Here is a 19,064-nt window from a genome sequence, read left to right on the forward strand (position 1 = left end):
CCGGTGAGTAGGTAACCCGACCATACCGGCGACAGCCAATACTACAGCGGGTGGAGCCCGGTTTGTAGTGCCCTAATTCTAGCCACCTGCTGGCGGTGTTGGCGCATTCACCGCACAACTGGCCGCCACGACAGGCAGGTTATGCGGAAAGTTGTTGCTGCATTTGGCATTCGCAGCAGGTGGTGCACAAGCGGGCGCTGGCGGGGTTGAGGTGGTGGTGCAGAAAAAGGTGCCTTCATTATTAGGGACGGGGGTGATAGCCGCGCTGTCCAGTACCGTACCGTCCATCCTCGCTAACTTGTGCGGTGTCCAGCTGACCGTGTCGTTCGGTGGATAGGTCTGCGTATAGTTTCTGCCCTGGGTGGTACTATAAACGTCATCGCAGCTGGTCGCACCATAGTCATTACCGACTAGTGTCGGCGCATAACCGATTGGCGATTGCCCCCCATCTACTGCACGCACGGTGTATAGCACACAACCGGTCTCCGGGCAGGGGTAGAACTCATTGGCCAGATCACAGGCTGCTCCACCTGTGCCACTGGGGCCGCACGTTGCCAGGGGGGTGCCGCCCGATAAGTTGGGCTCTTTTTGTTCCATGTACAGGAAGAGCATGCCTTTATCACCATCCCACCAGTAATAATCATCGTCATTGGTCGCCGCAGTAAACGCCTCCCACGTCGGTGCCTGAGAAAGCGTTTTCACCGGATCGTTGATCGCATCCAGCGTGCCTGGACAGCCGGTTTGTATCTTTTCTGGATCAGTCCCGCCGGCGGTGTCAAAGTTGCTGGCAACGGTAAACGCAAAATTGTTACAACCGGGCACCTGCTTCCAGTTTGGATCTGTCGGCCCGGTGGGCCCGCCATAACTCTTTCGCCCCTTTTGCACACTGAAGAAGTCAGCGGGATCGATCGTAGACACATCGGGACCTTTCTCCGTTTTGTAGCACAACCCGACACGTACTCTTACCGGTCGCTTCCAATTGCCCTGCATATCCAGCTCCGTGGATGAGGTGGCGTCAGTAAAGCCCATGGACACGTAGCGAGGAAATGCGGCAGGTGGAGCGATCAGTGGCACACCCACACCGTCGACCGTCTGCGCGCCTACCTCGGTGCATTGCTGGGTGGAGTGCAGCGTGTAGCCCATGCCGCTCATAACCTTGGGCTCACGTACCTGGGTATTATTGCGCCCCACCAGCGTCATTGCGTAGTGACTGTCGGCAGGGGCATAACGGCTTGTCGAGCCGATATAATCCTGCGCATCCTTGATAAACGTGATGGGCGCCTTTTTCTTCAGGTTTTCCAGCGCATCGGGTCCGGTGATCGCAAACGTGGGGTTCCAGGCCGTCAACTCCAGCGTCGCGTAGCTTTGTGGGCTCATCAGCGCGGTAGCACGGTTCTCAATTTTTTTATCCTGGGCCCCCGTAGAGAGGCATTCATCCACTGAATACGGTGAGCCATTGAACGCCAGGTTATTCAGCGAGATAGGGAATTTACCGGGTACATCGACACCATTGTCATCAACGACTTTATACCCGGACAGTGTGCCGTCCCGATCGAGTATCACAGTGTTTTTGTCGCCATCCACGAACAGTGACAGATTTACCTCTTCGGTATAGACCTGATGGCGCAGGTCGACATTTTCAAAGATACTCGCCAGGCTGTACTGCGTCGGCGGGTAGTTATTCACATTGGACTGGAACCACCCCATTGCCGCATCACCCTCGTAGGGCGGCAGGGTTTGCCCTGGCGCATTACTGAGATAGCCTTTCATGAAGGTACTGTCAGACGTTGTCAGCAGGGGCGCCGGGTCTACCAGGAAATTCACGAAGCGGTTGTTTTCCAGGCGGGCAGGCCCGTCGTAGAACATAAAACCGGCAAAATTCCACGCAGGCGACGGAATGGCGTTACCGCCTTTAGCCTGCATGCCGTAGCAACTTCCATCCGCAACATTCTGTGGACACGGACCAAATCGCTCTGGGTTATTATTGGAAACGCCAACGATCACGGAATCTGTCAACAGCGACCACTCGCCGGGCGGCGAACCCTCGGAGCCACCTGCAGACACCAACGAAACACTGTCTCTATTAGTGGCTAAACGGGCGTTGCTCACGTGATACCAGTTGGGCCGCAACCAGATACCCCGGTTGCGGTTTCTGGTGGCGGTGACAGTGTCGAACACCGCCACTGCATTCTGGCCATGCAGGTACGGCGTAAAGTTTTGTCCAATAGAGCCCAGGTCTGCGGCTGTATCCAGTCCGTTGTAACAGCTGTGGACGCGGTTATTCTCGAAGCTGGTGATAGGCGTATGCAACACATCGGCCGTTTCGGGTAACACCCAGAATCCTCTGCCCTGTAGCTGGCAGCCAGCCACCAGGTTATTGTCAAATGTATTGCCGGGGCTGGAAATCCAGAAACCCGTGGGGTTGCTGGCTTCTACCTTGTTCAGATTGACAAAATTACTCGAGCCTGAAGGCACGGCGACAGGTGTCGTGCCATTCGTGGTCGTTGCGACGTCGATACCATCATAGTGAATACCCGCTGCCAGGTAATCCCCCGCCCAGAATTTGCTGGCGTCGATGCTCGGTGTAAATTCCGTGGCCATGGCACCGGCGGCGAGATTGTACTTGAAGGTATTACCCAGTTCATCGCCCTCTTCCAGATAGAAGCTATGACCAACGGCGCGGGCGCATACGTTGTGCTCGATAAGCGCATTGTTGCTCATATGCACCGTGACGCATTTGTTATAGCTGTGATGGATGGTATTGCTATTGATCAAGGTATCGGCGCTCACATCACCGACCATATGAAAATGTATTGGGTAGGCGCTCATCAGTTTGATATCGGTCACACCCGAGGGCGCATTAGTCACGTCCTGTCCGAACTTTTCGATTTCCACCCCTTGAATTTCCGCAATGCTGTAGCCCGGCAGTATCTTGATCTGCCCGCCGAAATGCGCACTGCTGCCGGTAGCGGGGGCATCGCTGGTGAGTTTTATACTGCGGCTGACCAGAGCGATAACGGCGCGCTCATCGACCCCATAGTTGCGATCCGGGCCGTCACAAAAGCTGGCGGGCAGGCCCACAATTCTGGCTTCGCCCTCAGGTGTTACGTCATTACAACTGAGGGTTCCCGCTGCTACCTTGCCCGCGCTGGGTGCCAGACTGCCGTAGTGATAGTGTAAAAGCGGCGTGGTAGGTATCAAGCTGATGACGCTCACACCGCTGCTGTTATCGATGCTGTGGATCTGTACGAACTCGGTTTGGTCTGAGGCAAAGCCCGTGCCGGTTACGGCTATCCAGTCGCCGGCGGACCAGTCAACGGTACGCGCCAATGTGAGTGTGGTATCTGGCGCGGTGCTGGGCACAGGCGCGGCAATCCCATTGGTACTACTGTATGTTGAGGGTCCCGCAGGAACCGTCAGGTAAGTCCAACTTAAGCTGCCATTGCTATCGACCGGATCGGCGGTGACGACACCCTTGCCGCCATGCAGCAACATCTCACCCTTATTCCCCAGGAAAATGCCTTTCTCATCGAGAATATTGGCGCTGCCGTCTGCCGGCCTCGTGCCTTTAAATTCCAGCGTCAGTTGCGAGCTGGTGCCGACGATGGGACAGTGCTGGCTGCCAATAACCAATTGACCCGCTGGCAGTACATCGCCGCTATCGCTACCGCCACTGATTTGAATGCGTTCAGCAGAAAGGTTCTGGCCCTTGTCGAGAAACACCAGACGCCCGCCCGCTCCAATATTCACGCGACCCAACGCAAAGCCCTTATTACTGTCGTCAACATAGGCGTACTGACAGTGCTCGCCTTTGGCGATGTTGATCACACCACTGTCGTCAGCAGGGCAGTTGCTAATGTTTTGCCAGGCCAGGGTGCTCGCGTTGGCACAGGCCGCAGTGTTAATCTGGAATTGATTTTCAAGGCAGCATGGCCCACCCGCCGGAACCGCTGTCAACGTAACGAGATGGTCTGCCGAGGACTTGTTCGCTGACTCGGTGCTGGCAAATGACGGAGCCGCCGGTGCTGTGTCTGGCGATCCACTGCTGCTGACCTGACCATCGTGTACGACCAATTCGAACTGATAGCTTCCAACCTGATCCGGGGTAAACAGCGGCTGAACCGATCGCTCATCAGACAGCGTAGCCGTACTGCCATCGGGCTGGGAAACCAGCGTCCAGGAGTAGCTCAGATCATCGCCATCAATGTCTGACGACAGGCTCCCGTCAAGCCTTACCTTGTGATCGACCAAAATCTGTGTGTCGCTGCCGGCATGGGCGGCGGGCGCGTTATTCACCGCACCCGGGGATTGCCCACCCACGTTGTTGTCGCTATTTCCGTTGCCGCCACTGCAGGCACTCAGGCCGCCGGCCACAGTCAGGAGCAGGGTAATCAATGCCGATGGTTTATTCACAGTGACGTCCTTATAGTTGTATTGGCGGCCAGGTGCGCTGTAAAGGCAATCCGGAACTACGGCCAGTTCGTAGCGAAACAACGATCCCGCCATGTGATAATGAATAAAGGCGCCTCACTATCGCCCCCATAGCAAAGGACACCCTAAATACTGCCATAAAGTTAGCGCGGACTGTTCGTCGTAGTACAAAAATTGTTGCAAAAAACCACGATTCAATAGCAATCGCAGTTACCACCTCAGTAGGTTATATCGGTGGTTCGCGGTGCACCTTGCCCGGCGCAGGCAGTGATCAGGGCGATGGCTTGCCCTTGCGGTATTCACCGGGTGACATTGCCAGCCAGCGCCGGAACGCGCGATTAAAGCTGGCGGTATCGGTGTAGCCGAGGTGAATCGCCAGTTCGTCCAGTTTCATATCACTGCCGCGGAGCATGGCGGTGGCAGTGTCTCGCCGCTCGTCCTCTACCAGCGTGCGAAAACTGGTGCCCTCCTTTTCGAGCTTGCGGCGCAGGCTGCGCGGTGACATGGCCAGTGCGGTTGCCACCTCTTCCAATGTTGCCACCAGCCCCAGCGGCCCCAGTAACTGCTGCCTTACCAGGCCGGCGGTGGCGCCGGTCTGGCGCTGTTGCAGTTGGGCCCGGCACTGGTCTTCCAGCATATGCACGAGGCGGGCATTGAAGGTGGGGAGCGGGCTGTCGACGGCATCAATGGGTATCAGTATGGCATTGCGGTCACAGTGGTAACGCGGTGTCACGCCCAGGTACTCAGTGATAACGTCACTGTAAGGCGGTGGCGGACCCTGAAATTCAATGCTGATGATGGACACGCCCCGCAGGCTGATCTCCTGCAGCAGATTGACACTGGTCGCCAGATCGCGTTCCAGCAGAAACTGGCGCAGGTGGCCGGGGATCGATTGTGGGTCCAGGCCGATGCCGAAGCAGTCGTCTTCTTCAAACGCATACATGCGGCAATACGCCGTGCTCAGTGGCAGGTAGCGGTACGCGGTCGTGACTGCGTGCCGCAATGTACGGCAGGTGCGTAGCGCAAACCCCCAGATGCCGAAGGTGGCCACGTCGTAACGTGTACCCAGTTTGAAACCCAATGCCGGGGTGTCGGGGAGTGCCAGTATCAGGTTTTCAACCAGGCGCATATTCTGCTCACGGCTGATGAGCGCCTCGCCGTCCAGCAGCGCCTCGTCAGAGATACCAGTGCCTTGCAGTGTGGTATCCCTGTCCACACCCAGGCTGGCGGCGAAGTTCACCATGACCTGGCTGATGACTATGGGCTGAAGAGTGGGCTCGGCATCGGGCATGAACAAATACTAACGGTTTGTCTGGAATCGGGATAGCTGGCCACAAAGGTCTGTCGATTGGCCATAGCTGCCCTGTGGCGCAATGGCTCGGCGCAGTACAGTGTTGCCATACCTGCACCATCCATATAAAAGAGAGAGGATGACCATGACACAGGACTTGAATGCACTCAATCGCGAGGCCCTGACTGCCGCGAAGCAGTATATGGGTGAGGTGAGCTGGCCGACCATCGGGCTGACCCTGTTCGTGTTGCTGGCTTACTGCGTCAACCTCGCACTGTTTGCCAGCGGCGCAATGAACCCCTGGGTTGCCACCGCTATTATGGCCGCGCTGACTCATATGTCCTATACCCCGGTACACGAGGCCGTTCATGGCAACATCAGCGGCAAGCACGACAATCTACGCTGGCTAAATAACGCCTGTGGGTACCTGATGGCGCCGCTGATTGGAAACTCTTACTCCTCCCACCATCTGGAGCATTTTACGCATCACCGCTACACCAACCAGCCGGGCAAAGACCCTGACTTTATTGTTCACGCAATGCGCGGGGGACTGCTGGCTGTGGTGATTACGCTGTTCAAATTTTTCTGGATGCAAAACAGTTTTTTCGTTGTCCACCACTGGGCCAAAGCGTCAATAAAGGAACGGGCAGTATATTGTGTGGAAGTTGCGTTCTCGCTGGGCTGGCGGATCGTGTTCCTGTCACTGGTGACAGTCCCTGGCACGGCATGGGTGATTCTGTTTGGCTACTTGCTCGGTGGCCTGTTTTCCACCTACTGGTTTGCGTATCGGCCGCACGCGCCGTACCGCGAATCCGCCCGCTACCGCAATACCAACAGCCTGATCATGCCCGGCTGGACAAAGCCTGTGGCGTGGTTCTGGCTGGGGCAGGACCTGCACTCGATTCACCATCTGTTTCCCCGGGTGCCGTTCTACCATTACGCGGCGCTGCACCGTGACATCGAGCCGATACTTCGCGCACAGGGTACCCCTATCATCGGTATGTTCAGCCGCAAGCCGGTGCCGGCCCGATAGCGGTGGCTGAGAGGGTTGGCGATGATTGAAGGGACGGTTCGGTTTGTGCGATACCGTGTGCGTAGCCCTGATCAATATCACTGGAGATGAGAGGTGCGAGTGCTATTATCTTGCGCACCGGGCTCTTCACTTTCGCTGGAGTCTTTCTGTAAGGAGTAATGTCTATGAGTAAGTTGTATCAGCTCGCTACACACCTGGTGCTGGTTGTACTGTTGACCACAGCCAGTCTCACCTCAGCGGTCGCCGCCGATGCCGGCAATCCCGACCTGGAAGAATTGCGCAATGTCGCGGAAGAGGGTTTTATCTACGGCCTGCCGATTGTGATGAACTACGCGGTGATGTACGAGTTTGCGGTGGACAGGAACTCAAGCCAGTTCAAGGCACCCTTCAACCAGATTCTCAACCTGGCGCAGGTGGCCACCTACAAGGATACGGCGGTGGTAACGCCGAACAGCGATACCCCTTACTCCTTCCTGTGGTTGGATCTGCGCGCCGAACCGATGGTGATCTCGGTGCCTGAGGTGGCCGATAACCGTTACTACGTGGTGCAACTGGTTGATGGCAATACCTACAATTATGGTTACATCGGCACCCGCGCCACCGGGACCAAGGCAGGTCATTACCTGGTGGTCGGGCCGGGTTGGACGGGTGAAAAGCCGGACGGCATCGATCAGGTGTTCGAGTCCACAACGCCCTTCAGCTTTGCGGTTATCCGCACGCAGCTCTACAACCCGCAGGATATCGACAACGTGAAGAAGGTGCAGGCCGGTTACAAGGCGCAGCCATTGTCGGCCTACCTGAACAAGCCGGCGCCACCGGCTGCGCCCGAGATTGATTTTTTACCGGCGAATACCGCTGGCATCAAGGACAACTTCTGGCCGTACCTGGATGCGGCCCTGGCGTTTGTGCCTGAATCAACAGCGAGCAAGGAGATCCGCAGCAAGCTCGCCAGCCTGGGTGTCGGTACCGGCCATGCTGAACAGCCCAAGGTCTTCAGCGAGGAGGAAAAACAGGCTATCGTCGCGGGTATGAAAGCTGGGGAGGCCAGGATTGCCAGTTATCTGGCGTCTGGCTTGCATGACCTGAACGGCTGGCCCACTGGCTCGCTGTTTGGCAGCAAAGCCGACTACAACGGCGACTGGCTGAAACGGGCCGCTGCCGCCAAGGCCGGGCTGTACGGCAACGATGCGATAGAAGCGGTGTACCCGCTGACTCGCCTGGATACCACCGGTACGCCGCTCGATGGCAGCAAACACAACTACACGTTGACCTTTGCCGCCGGTGAATACCCGCCGGTGAAAGCATTCTGGTCTGTCACTATGTACGATGGTGTCAGCCAATTGCTGATTGAGAACCCCATCAACCGTTACCTGATCAACTCGCCGATGCTGCCTGAGCTGAATAAGAATGCCGATGGCTCGCTGACGATTTACATCCAGCATGAATCACCCGGTAAGGAGAAGGAATCGAACTGGTTGCCCGCGCCAAACGGCCCGATCTACATGGTACTGCGCCTATACTGGCCCGAGCCAGCCACGGCCGACCTGTCCATCCTGCCGCTTGGCAAGGGCTCCTGGACACCTCCCGGTGTCACTGTGGCAAACCCATAATAACAGCGCGAAGGAGCGTGAACTGTATGAAACACCAAACCCTGAAACTTGCCGCCGCGTTGCTGGCGAATACCTTTATCGCCGTTGCGACAGCGGCCGCTGCGCAATTGGTGGGAACGGTAGAGGCGGGGGGCGGCCCCATCGTCGGGGCTGAAGTCAGCCTATGGCAGGCTACGTCGGATGCACCGCGCAAACTTGCACAGGCGCAGACGGGTACAAACGGCGGCTTTGATCTGACTGTCGCCGACGAACAGGAAAACGATGGCGTGTTATACCTGATCGCCAAGGGCGGCGTGGCGCAAGCGGGTGCCGGGGCGCAAGCCAACCCCGCGACCACCTTGCTGACCACGCTGGGCAGTGAGACACCCCAGCGTGTGACGATCAATGAACTGACCACCGTGGCTTCTGTCTGGGCCAGTGCACAGTTTCTGCAGGGTGATTCCTTGAGTGGCAACGCGTTGGGACTGAACATCGCCGCTGGCAACGTGCCGAATCTGGTGGATGTTGAATCGGGCGGGTTAGGTCCGGTGGTCACCAATGCGTTAAACGGCCCACAGACCACCACGCTGGCGAAACTGAACACACTGGGTATCCTGCTGTCGGGCTGTGTTACGGCGCTACCGGATGCCTGCGACAAGCTCTTTGCGGCAGCCACACCGCCGGGTGGTGTCGCGCCCACCGATACCTTGCAGGCGGCGCAGAATATTGCCCGTCACCCGGTTCACAATGCAGGCAAACTGTTCGCGCTGCTGGATGAGTTCTATCCCGTCCCACAGGGCAAGCGCTACCGCAATGTGGCACTGATTCCCTATCTCTACTATGCCCCCAGTGCATGGACGCTGTCGCTGGTGTATTCCGGTGGCGGCTTTTACGGGGTCGGTGGTGCCGCCATCGACAGCGAGGGTAACTTCTGGTCCAACAACAACTGGCTGGTCGGTTCGCAGACCACTATCTACCAGCAGTTTGGTGGCGGTAACGGCAAGTTCGCACCGAACGGCCAGCCGCTGTCGCCGATGATCACCGGCTTTGGCGGTGGTGGCATCGACAGCCCCGGCTGGGGTATCGCATTTTCCGCCGATGACAAGGTCTGGGTGACCAACCTGATTGGCCGCACGATCTCTGTACTGGATCGCAAGACCGGCCAGCCGCTGTCGCCGGAAACCGGCTACAACTTCGACGGCAAGCTCGGGCAGATGCAGGGTGTTCTCGTCGCCCCGAACGGTGATGTCTGGACGGTCGATAACGAGAATAACCAGATCGTACACTTGCCGGGCGGCGATGTGGCCAAGGGCAGAATCCTCGGTCGCACTGTCGACGGCAAGCCGGTGGATGGCACCCTGCAGGTGAAAGCGCCCTTCGGCATCGCTATCGACCAACAGGACCGCATCTGGATTACCAACAGCGGTTCCAACACCGTGACCCGCTTTCCGGCGGATGACCCCGGCAACGCCGAGGAGTTCGAGGTGGGCTTCAGCCCCCATGCAGTGGCAATCGACAGCCGTGGCAACGCCTGGGTCGGCAACCTGATCGGCCACCCGGATGCGATGGAAAAACTGGCGCTGGTCAAGCAGAAACTGGACGGCAAGCTTGAGGCGCTGGAAGGGTCGATGTCGGCTGACGAACTGGCCGCCAATATGTGGATCAATCTGTGGGACATTATCAGCGAGAACCCCGGTGGCGATATCTCGATGATCACGCCCGATGGCACGGTGCACGGGCCGTTCAATGCAGACGGCGCGATCACCGGCCCCTGGGGTGTGGCTGTCGATGGCAATGACAATATCTGGGTGGCGAGTTCCACCAGCCATTCCGTGACGCAGCTGTGTGGCGTGCGCGTTGAGACCTGTCCCCCGGGCTCGAAAACCGGTGACCCGATTACCCCCTCCGAGGGCTATATCGGCGGTTTGCAGGTCGTCGCGCCCATCGCTATCGACCCGGCGGGTAATACCTGGGTGGGCAACGGCTGGAATGACACCGCCGCGGGTTTCAGTCAAGATCCCCCCGAAGCACAATCCACACGCTTCCCCGCCCACACCATCGTGGTGTTCCTCGGTGTCGCCAAACCGGTGCGTACGCCGTTAATCGGGCCGGTTCAGGCGTGGTAGATTCGCGCTAGAGTGCCTGCGGCAACACCGCTTGTTTCGGTGTTGCTGCTGATGGTACTGTCGATGCATGGCGCTGCCGTAGCACAGGTGCAGCAGGTTTACCCTGCGTAGAACCCGGTGTTTGAACGGTTCGCGCGGCGATTGTTGCAGGATCTGATATGACAGCTACCGCGACAGTACACATCATTGATGCCGATGGCCGTCTGGGCGCTGCGCTGCAGTGCCTGCTTTATCATTATGAAATTCAGGTAAATGCGTACGCCGATTCAGCGGAATTCCTGAGCAGCACGACCACTGCCGTTGAGGAGAGCAGTTGCCTACTACTCGCGTTGACCTCGGCGTGCGAACAAGGCCTGGCAATCGTCGAAGAGATAAACCGCGCCAGGCCGGAACTGCCCATCATTGTGTTGTGTGACAGCACTGATGAGAGCCTGCGCGAGAAATATATAGCGCTCGGCACCATTGATATCGTCAGTAAAACGATGGTGGATGCCTATATATTCACCCGTCTCTCAAAAATACTGCCCGGCGCGGATGCGCTACCCAGCACACAACCGTCAACGATGCAGTTGCACAACGGCACCGCAGTGACCTTCCGAATGATCAGCCCCGAAGACGCCGCGATCGAACACGATTTCGTTATCGCACTCTCGGAACGTTCGCGTTATCTGCGCTTCTTCTCGGGGTTGAAAGAGCTCCCCGACTATATGACAAGGGAGTTGGTCGATACCCATTTCCCGATCAGCTACGCGCTGATCGCGACCGTGCCGGCAGCACAGGGTGAGCGGCAGATCGGTGTAGCCAGATACTCGCCCACAGAAACCCCGCGCGTCGCAGAGTTTGCCGTCGTCGTCGCCGACGAATTCCAGGGGTTTGGCATCGGCAGCAAGTTGCTGCAGTATATCGTCGCCGCGGCAACCGTGGCCGGTATGAGTCGCTTGGAAGGGCTTATTCTGCGTGAGAACACGGCGATGCTGATGCTGTCGAAAAAGCTGGGGTTTACGTTATCTGATGACCCTGAAGTGGATGCCTCGATCGTCAAGGTGGTGAAGAAGTTGCGTTGAGGGGGTTGGCCGCTGCCGGCGGAGCCTGACGCAGTGGAGCACCGCATACAATCCGCTTGATCTAGACGGGCCTGCTGATCCTCTATACGCTTGCGACATGAAAAGTACCCGCTACTACGACAACCATGCGGCTGCGCTGGCAGCGCAATACGATGCAATAGAGCCCGGCGATATCCACGATGTTTGGAAAAAGCATCTGCCCGAGAAAGTTGGCCTCGCCTGCGACATAGGCGCAGGTACTGGCCGCGATGCGAACTGGCTGGCTGCAAAGGGCTGGGACGTCATAGCGGTAGAGCCCAGCAGGGCCATGCGCGAATACGGAAAAATAAAGAGCGCGCCTAACGTCACCTGGCTGGATGACGCACTCCCCCATCTGGATAAGCTGCGGACGCTAGGGCACCGGTTTGATCTGATACTACTGAGTGCGGTGTGGATGCATATTCCAGCGAGCCAGCGCGAGCGGGCCTTCCGGATACTCTCCGAGATGCTGGGGCCTTCGGGCGTTCTGGTGATTAGTCTGCGTTATGGGACAGACGAAGAGGAGAACGCCGAACGCTATTTTCATACGGTAACTGCCGATGAACTGCGGTTGTATGCACAGAGGCGTTCAGTGGCCGTTGTCGGGCAGTACCAGCACGCGGACTTGAATCGGGCGCATGTCAGCTGGGAGACGGTGGTATTGCAGAATGCCACCTGTTGATTGGAACGAATCGGAGTAGGATTAAGAAAAGAACATCCTATGTCGAAACAGGTTCCATCAGTTCCACCTTGCCGCAATACTCTGGAGGCTCATTAACATGCAAACAACAATCACAGTCGGTAACACAGAGGTTTACATCGAAGGCACTGGGCAACACACAATCGTGATGCTGCACGGTTGGCCCGACACACATGAATCATGGCGGCAACAGATCGACTACTTCAAGGGAGAGTATGTTTGCGTAAGCTTCACGATGCCGGGCTTTTCCCGAGATGACCGCAACGATTATTCGGTGGGCGATGTGGTGGAGCGCATCAGGGCAATTGTCGATGCAGTGAGCCCCAATGATAAAGTGATACTTCTCGTGCACGATTGGGGGTGCGTGTTCGGGTATGAATATGCGATGCGGTATCCCGAGCGGATTGAGAAAATGATCGGCATGGATGTTGGTGATGCGGATTCACAGGAACTGCAGCAATCGCTGTCTGTTGCCGGGAAGTTAATGGTCTTCAGTTATCAGATTATCCTCGCAATCAGTTTTGTCCTGCCCAGATTGATCGGCAATCCTATCGCCAAAATGATGGCGGCTGGTTTGCAGGCTAAATGCAACAGAGACAATGTGCACGCGGGCATGAGCATGCCCTATGCGATGCGCTGGTTTGGGATGAATGGCGGACTCACCAACCTGTTGCCGGTGGAGCCGCCCTTTCCATTTTTCTATGCCTATGCAATGCAGAAGCCGATGATGTTTCATTCGCCCCAGTGGTTGCAGCACCTGCTGCAGAACCCCGCCAATAAGGTGCAGGCGTTTGATTGTGGCCACTGGATTTTGGTCGACAAGGCCGATGAGCTTAACGCCTCGGTGGCGCAGTGGTTGAAGGCGCCGCAAGCACCTGCGCCCTGACTCTGAGCGTAGCGTTGCTTGCGAGGTTACTCCCGGGGCAGGCGGATGCTGATGATCACGCCCGAATCATCTTCGAGGTTATCGACACTGACCTTGCCGTGATGAAAATCGACAATCAGGCGAACAATGTGCAAGCCGAGCCCCAGATGCACACTGCCGGTCTGTTGCTCGCGCAGGGACACCATTGGCTCGAATAAGCGATCGCGTATGCCTGCCGGTAGCGCGGGGCCTTCATTGGCGATTGCAAGAATCCAGTTATCGGTCTCCACGTCCAGACGTAATGTGATCTCGCCGTGCTCCGGGCAGAAGGACGCAGCATTCTCAATCAGCTTGTCCAGGGCCTGGATAATCAGGTCGGCAACGGCGGCCACCGGTGCACTGGTTACCTGAATATCCAGCGACAATTTATGGCTCGGGTAAACCGCGCGGTATGCATCCATCAATTCGGTTAGCAGCGGCACGAGATCCAGTTCAGCCCGTTGATTATTCTGGATGCTCTCCTCAAGGCGGTTCGCCTCGCTCATGGCTTTGAGGATGCGCTGCAGCCGCGACAGCCCTTCACGGGCACGCTGTACATAAATATCGGACTCCGACGCATCCGGTGTGGACTGTTCCAGATTGTCCAGCGAGCTTTGTATCACGGCAATAGGGGTGCGCAGTTCATGGGACAGTTTGCGGCTCAGGCTGCGCAGGTAATCGTTGTACTCCCGCACACGCTCAAGCAGTCGGGCGTAGTGTCTGGACAGTTCCCCGATCTCATCCCGGGCTGTGCTGCGCGGGAAACTGTTTGTCACCTGTCCGTCGGCGCTGATCGCATTGCTGGCGGCGCGGGACAGTTTGCGAATACGCCACGACAGTACGCTGGCATATCCCAATAGTCCGAGCGCGGCGATAGCCATGGCCGACAGGCTGTATGCCAGTAAACGGCTGAACGCCCTGTCGGTCAGGGACAGGTAGGTCTCGCCGCTCTGGCGCACAATGACCGCGCCCAGCACGCCATTGTTGTCAGTGATGGGTGCCGCGACCGATTGCACCGTACTGCCACTGGCGTTGGGGTCGTCGTAGCGCGTGCTTGCCAGTTTGCCTGAGAGCGCACTCAGAATCTCCTCACCTTCCAGCTTTCCGGCGCGAGCGCTGTCGTGCGGTGCGGGTAGCGCATCGGGCGCGAGGATGCTGCGATAGATCAACTGCATTAACCAGAAGGTGCTGTCGTTCGACGACCGGGGAGGCTCGTTGGACGCCACATCCGCGATCTGCCAGCCGTATCTGTCCACTACCTGTATGCGATTCCCCTGCCGATGAAAGGGGGCGAGCAGTGCCTGCAAATCCGCTGGGCTGAAGATCAGCCAGGGCGGCGCGGTGTTGTCCAGTGGGCTGATATTGCCGACAGTCTGCTGCGCTGTTCGCGTCCTTTCCCGCTTCGCGTCAGCGACATACAGGCCCAGCCTGCCGCCGGTGTAGGCCAGCGGAATCTGCAGTTCCACGGTATAGCCGCCAACCGCATCCTGCCAGTACCCTTGAATATCGGCAGGGTCGATGTCGCGTTCGCGGCGATTGCTCGCAATAGCCCTGACCCGGCCGGGCGCGGTGGTGGAGATGACGTAGTCCTGGCGCCGACCCTCCCGCCACAGGCGAATGACCAGCCGGTCGCCATTGGGTTCCCGCGATAACCGGGGGTTGTGATAGCTCACTTCCGGGTCTTTCACTTTCAGCATCAGGTAGAGATACTCGTCGTCCGTCTGCGCCTGGCAACTGATCGACAGGCCGGCATTCGAGTTGAGGCCGCACGGGCTGCTTCTGACACCTTCCCAGCCGTCTGCGTAACCATCGATATAGATGGTCTGGTGAGCGGGGTAGGCATACACCGACTCGCGTTCGTCCACCGGTGCATACCGGCGCGCTTCAATGGGGTAGAGCAGCGCTTCCTGCGTGCCCAGTACGGTAGCAATGGCCAGTGCCGTGGCGCGCAGCGATTGCTCCTGCCCGTTGCGCATCGCGCCTTCCATCTCACGGATAAACTGACAGCCCGCCCACGGCAGCGATAACAGCAACAGGCTCACTACCAGTAACTGGCGACGCAGGTTCACGGTCTACTTTCCCGACCAGCGATAGCCGACACCGTACACCGCTTCGATCTTGTCGAAGTTTTGATCGATATCCATGAATTTGCGGCGGATGCGCTTGATATGGGAGGTGATGGTGTTGTCATCCTGCACGACTTCCGCCGCGTCCATTAGTTGCTGGCGCGACTTGATCTGCCCGGGGCGCCTGGCCAACTCACGCACGATCCGAAACTCGGTGAGCGTCATATCGATGGCCTCATTTTTCCAGGTGACGGTCATGCGTTCCACATTCAGTGTGAGTGCACCCTGCTGCAGGGTGTCCTCCTGCTGTTCCGGTGCGCGCAACGCCTTGGTGCGACGCAGCAGCGCCGCTATGCGTGCCAGCATGTATTCCTGGCTGATGTCCTTGGTCCAGTAATCATCTGCGCCGAGGCGCAGCCCGGAAATCATATCCAGCTCCGAGTCCCGCGCAGTAAGGAACACAATCGGCAACTCCGGGCAGCGGCTGCGTAGATCCCGGCACAGCTCAAAACCGCCATCCATGTCATCGCCCAACCCAATATCAATGATCGCGAAATCGGGAAGCTGTTGCCGAAATGCGGCGCTGGCACTGGCCTGATCACTGTACAGGGACACCTGAAAGCCCCTGCGCTGCAATGCGTCGCGATAGTTGGCGGCGATGGCGGCTTCATCCTCAACGATGGCGATACGGTGGGGCATTACTGGTCCTGGCTCTCATAGTGCGGGTGCCCATAGTTCCAAATACGGGGGGCGATCTCAAGGGGCTGCCATAATTCGCCATTATTCATCAGCAAAAAGCCATAGTCAGTCCCGCGTTTAGCCATATCGATCTTTTTAAATGGCGGAAACACAAGGAGAGATCGTATGGCTTACAAACGTTACATCTGGTACCGCCGCGCGCAGGCTGCACGCCCGCCCGGCAGCACAGCACTGCGGTTGGCAGTGCGTAGTTTTCCCGCAGTAGTCGTGGGCAGCCTGTGGCTGCTGCTACTGGCGATTGCCCCGGCCAGGGCAGTCGCCAGTGAAACAGTGGAAGGCGCGAACCCCAATGGCGTAGGCAGCGGCCATCTGTTGCTGCGCGAGGACGCCAGTGGCCGCTACATCCCGGCGGTGATGCATGCCAGCAAGGTGCACTTCGATATCAATGGCATGATCGCCGTTGTTCAGGTGGAGCAGACCTTCCGCAACGATACGGATCACTATCTGGAGGGGGTGTATGTGTTCCCCCTGCCGGGCAGTGCCGCCGTGCGCGCGATGGAGATGCAACTGGCTGATCGTCGCATCGTCGGCGTGATCAAGGAAAAGGCGCAGGCTGAGAAAATCTATCAGGCCGCGAAGGTGGCGGGGAAGAAGGCGAGCCTGGTGGAGCAGCAACGCCCCAACCTGTTCACCAATCGGGTTGCGAATATTGGCCCCGGTGAGGAGATTACCGTGCGCCTGGAATATGTACAGGCGGTAGAGTATGAGGCCGATGTGTTCTCCCTGCGCTTCCCGATGACTATCACGCCACGGTATATGCCGGGTTCGCCGACCGACGTTGCAGAAAGGGAGGGAGCGCAAAGGCAGCGGCATGGACAGCAAGAGGACTCATCGGAAGAAGCGGGGGTGGTGCGTAGTGAACCGCTGAGGGTGAACAGCGCACTCGGCTGGGCCACACCGACAGACCGTGTGCCCGACGCCGATGAAATCTCGCCCTATCTGTACCCGGCGATGGGCAGCGATCACGCACCGCTCAATCCGATAGAGATAACGGCCGAAGTCGATATGGGCATGCCACTGGCGCGTATCGAATCCCTGTACCATGAGATTGCGCTGTCGCGCCGGGCCGGTGTTTACAGCTTTGACCTGGTGAATGGTGTCAGCGAAATGGACAGGGATTTTGTCCTGAACTGGCAGCCGGTGAGCGGCAGTGCACCGCAGGCAGCGCTGTTCACGGAGAAGTTCGGCGAAGAATATTACGCGCTGCTGATGGTCGTGCCGCCCACCGCCAAGCGCATGCCCGCCAGTATGCCGCGCGAGTTGATCTTTGTTGTGGATACCTCCGGTTCGATGGGCGGCGTCTCCATTGAGCAGGCACGCTCCAGTGTCTCCAGAGCGTTGGAACAGCTGCGCCCGCAGGATTATTTCAACATCATCGAGTTCAATTCTTCCTATACAGCGCTGTACCGGGAACCGATGCCTGCCAATAGGCACTTCACGCAGAAGGCGCAGGAGTTTGTTCGCATGCTGAACGCCTCCGGCGGCACTGAAATGTTGCCGGCCCTGCGCCAGGCGCTGTCACACTCTGGCGACGAGGAAGAAGCCCGACGCTTGCGACAGGTGATCTTCATCACCGATGGTGCGGTAGGTAACGAGACAGAATTACTGGAGGAACTGGAGGCCAACCTCGGCGACAGCCGGTTGTTCACAGTGGGCATCGGTTCAGCGCCCAATAGCTGGTTTATGCGCAAGGCCGCCGAGTTCGGGCGCGGCACCCACACCCATATCGGAGACATCAACGAAGTTGAAAACAGCATGGCAGCGCTGTTTGAGCAACTTGCCCGCCCGGCAGCCGTGGATTTCAGGATCGACTGGAGTGCGCCTGTAGATGCCTGGCCCCAGCGCATGCCGGATCTCTACCAGGGCCAGGTGCTCTCGGCGGTGGCGAATTTTGGTACGGCAATGCCCACCGGGGATGTCATCGTGAGTGGTCTGGTAAATGGGCAGGCATGGACGCAGAAACTGCAGCTGACAGATAGCACGCAGCTAGAAAATGCCGGCACCCATGACGGTGTGGCCAGCGTATGGGCCAGACGCAAAATCGCTGGGCTGATGGATCAAAAAATAGCCGGCCGCGCCGAAACAGAAGTACGCGCTGAGGTGCTGCCTCTGGCACTCGCCCACCATTTGCTGAGCCCCTACACCAGCTTTGTGGCTGTGGAGGAAGTTGTGTCCCGCCCGGCAGGGGAGCCGATCGCCACTTCGCCTGTGCCCAATACGCGACCCAAGGGGCAGAGCCCGCAGCATTTTGCGTATCCCGCTACGGCGACTTCTGGCCCCGCCAAGATCTGGTTTGGTACGTTCAGTCTATTTCTGGCCATGGTTGTGCGGGTGCTGTCGATGCAGGAGGCGGATCATGTTTCGTCAGATGAGGAGTAATACGGTGGTTAGCAGCTTGGGTAGTAAGATGAGAAAAAAATGGAGCAACGGTCTCATACTGTGTCTGTTGTCAGTAGGGATACAGCAATTCGGTGGTGCAGCTATCATCCAGGCGAAGGCACAACTTGCGCCTATCCTAATCGAGGTGGCCTGGATCGAAACGCTGCAACTTAACGGGCAAGTGGTAAAACCTTGGCCCTGGGCGGATACTTGGCCGGTAGGGCGGCTAGAGGTGCCGGAGCTGGATGTGGATCTGTTTATTCTGGAGGGGGATTCGGGGAACAGCCTTGCGTTTGGTCCGGGGCGTGCGCTGCCGTCTGCTGAACTGGGGGGTGGTGGTACGGCGGTTATTGGTGGGCATCGGGATACACATTTTGCATTTTTGAAGGAGCTTCGTAAAGGGCATCGGCTGCAAGTGCAGGTGCCTACGGGGGAAAGGCGTGAGTATCAGGTTGATGAGGTGCGTGTTGTGGATTCGAGTAGGGAGTTATTGTCCGTTGATACTGAGGATAATGTATTGGTGTTGGTTACTTGTTATCCGTTTGATGCGCTGCAGGCAGGTGGGTCGTTGAGGTATGTTGTTAAGGCATTGCCGGGGGAGAGGAATTTGATGTCTAAACTATCCTCGGCAGGGGTATGGGAACTTTAGGTTTGTTGTTAGTTATTGGTAGTTACTGAGGAAGTGCCATGAAAGTATATCCCAG

At 57.8% G+C, this 19,064-nt stretch carries 12 protein-coding genes; 8 read left to right on the forward strand and 4 right to left on the reverse strand.

Going from position 1 to position 19,064, the window contains the following annotated elements; all coding sequences use genetic code 11:
* Nucleotides 1-78 precede the first annotated feature (78 nt).
* Nucleotides 79-4,413, reverse strand: coding sequence for a PKD domain-containing protein (locus AC0L6S_RS22045; RefSeq protein WP_473426256.1), 4,335 nt, complete (start codon nt 4,411-4,413; stop codon nt 79-81).
* Between the two features lie 289 nt (nt 4,414-4,702).
* On the reverse strand, nt 4,703-5,722 hold the full coding sequence (locus AC0L6S_RS22050) for an AraC family transcriptional regulator (RefSeq protein WP_473426258.1): 1,020 nt from the start codon (nt 5,720-5,722) through the stop codon (nt 4,703-4,705).
* A 145-nt stretch (nt 5,723-5,867) separates the two neighbouring features.
* Between AC0L6S_RS22050 and AC0L6S_RS22055 the strand changes: the two genes are divergently transcribed.
* From AC0L6S_RS22055 to AC0L6S_RS22080, 6 genes are all read left to right on the forward strand, one after another.
* Nucleotides 5,868-6,755 carry a fatty acid desaturase family protein gene (locus AC0L6S_RS22055; protein ID WP_473426259.1) on the forward strand — a complete coding sequence of 296 codons (888 nt, stop codon included), beginning with the start codon at nt 5,868-5,870 and terminating at the stop codon, nt 6,753-6,755.
* Between the two features lie 164 nt (nt 6,756-6,919).
* Nucleotides 6,920-8,365: a DUF1254 domain-containing protein gene (locus AC0L6S_RS22060; protein ID WP_473426260.1), complete on the forward strand. Its 1,446-nt coding sequence runs from the start codon at nt 6,920-6,922 to the stop codon at nt 8,363-8,365.
* 26 nt (nt 8,366-8,391) lie between these two features.
* Nucleotides 8,392-10,470: a Vgb family protein gene (locus AC0L6S_RS22065; RefSeq protein ID WP_473426261.1), complete on the forward strand. Its 2,079-nt coding sequence runs from the start codon at nt 8,392-8,394 to the stop codon at nt 10,468-10,470.
* 158 nt (nt 10,471-10,628) lie between these two features.
* On the forward strand, nt 10,629-11,534 hold the full coding sequence (locus tag AC0L6S_RS22070) for a GNAT family N-acetyltransferase (RefSeq protein ID WP_473426262.1): 906 nt from the start codon (nt 10,629-10,631) through the stop codon (nt 11,532-11,534).
* Between the two features lie 97 nt (nt 11,535-11,631).
* Nucleotides 11,632-12,234, forward strand: a complete 603-nt coding sequence (locus AC0L6S_RS22075) for a class I SAM-dependent methyltransferase (RefSeq protein WP_473426263.1) — start codon at nt 11,632-11,634, stop codon at nt 12,232-12,234.
* Nucleotides 12,235-12,331: 97 nt separating this feature from the next.
* The gene (locus AC0L6S_RS22080; protein WP_473426264.1) at nt 12,332-13,138 is read left to right on the forward strand and encodes an alpha/beta hydrolase; all 807 of its coding nucleotides are present in this window, start codon (nt 12,332-12,334) and stop codon (nt 13,136-13,138) included.
* Between the two features lie 26 nt (nt 13,139-13,164).
* Here the strand turns inward: AC0L6S_RS22080 and pdsS are convergent, their stop codons facing one another.
* Entirely contained in the window at nt 13,165-15,225 is a 2,061-nt protein-coding gene (pdsS, locus tag AC0L6S_RS22085) for a proteobacterial dedicated sortase system histidine kinase (protein ID WP_473426266.1), read from the reverse strand.
* A 3-nt stretch (nt 15,226-15,228) separates the two neighbouring features.
* Nucleotides 15,229-15,921, reverse strand: coding sequence for a proteobacterial dedicated sortase system response regulator (gene pdsR / locus AC0L6S_RS22090; RefSeq protein WP_473426267.1), 693 nt, complete (start codon nt 15,919-15,921; stop codon nt 15,229-15,231).
* Between the two features lie 165 nt (nt 15,922-16,086).
* On the opposite strand from pdsR, the gene AC0L6S_RS22095 reads away from it, so the two are divergent.
* Together AC0L6S_RS22095 and AC0L6S_RS22100 are read left to right on the forward strand one after the other, a co-directional pair.
* Entirely contained in the window at nt 16,087-18,360 is a 2,274-nt protein-coding gene (locus AC0L6S_RS22095; protein ID WP_473426268.1) for a marine proteobacterial sortase target protein, read from the forward strand.
* Nucleotides 18,338-19,009: a class GN sortase gene (locus AC0L6S_RS22100; RefSeq protein WP_473426269.1), complete on the forward strand. Its 672-nt coding sequence runs from the start codon at nt 18,338-18,340 to the stop codon at nt 19,007-19,009. The genes AC0L6S_RS22095 and AC0L6S_RS22100 overlap by 23 nt, the downstream gene beginning before the upstream one ends.
* The last annotated feature ends 55 nt before the right edge of the window (nt 19,010-19,064 follow it).

It is taken from the genome of Halioglobus sp. D3-4 (assembly GCF_055809315.1).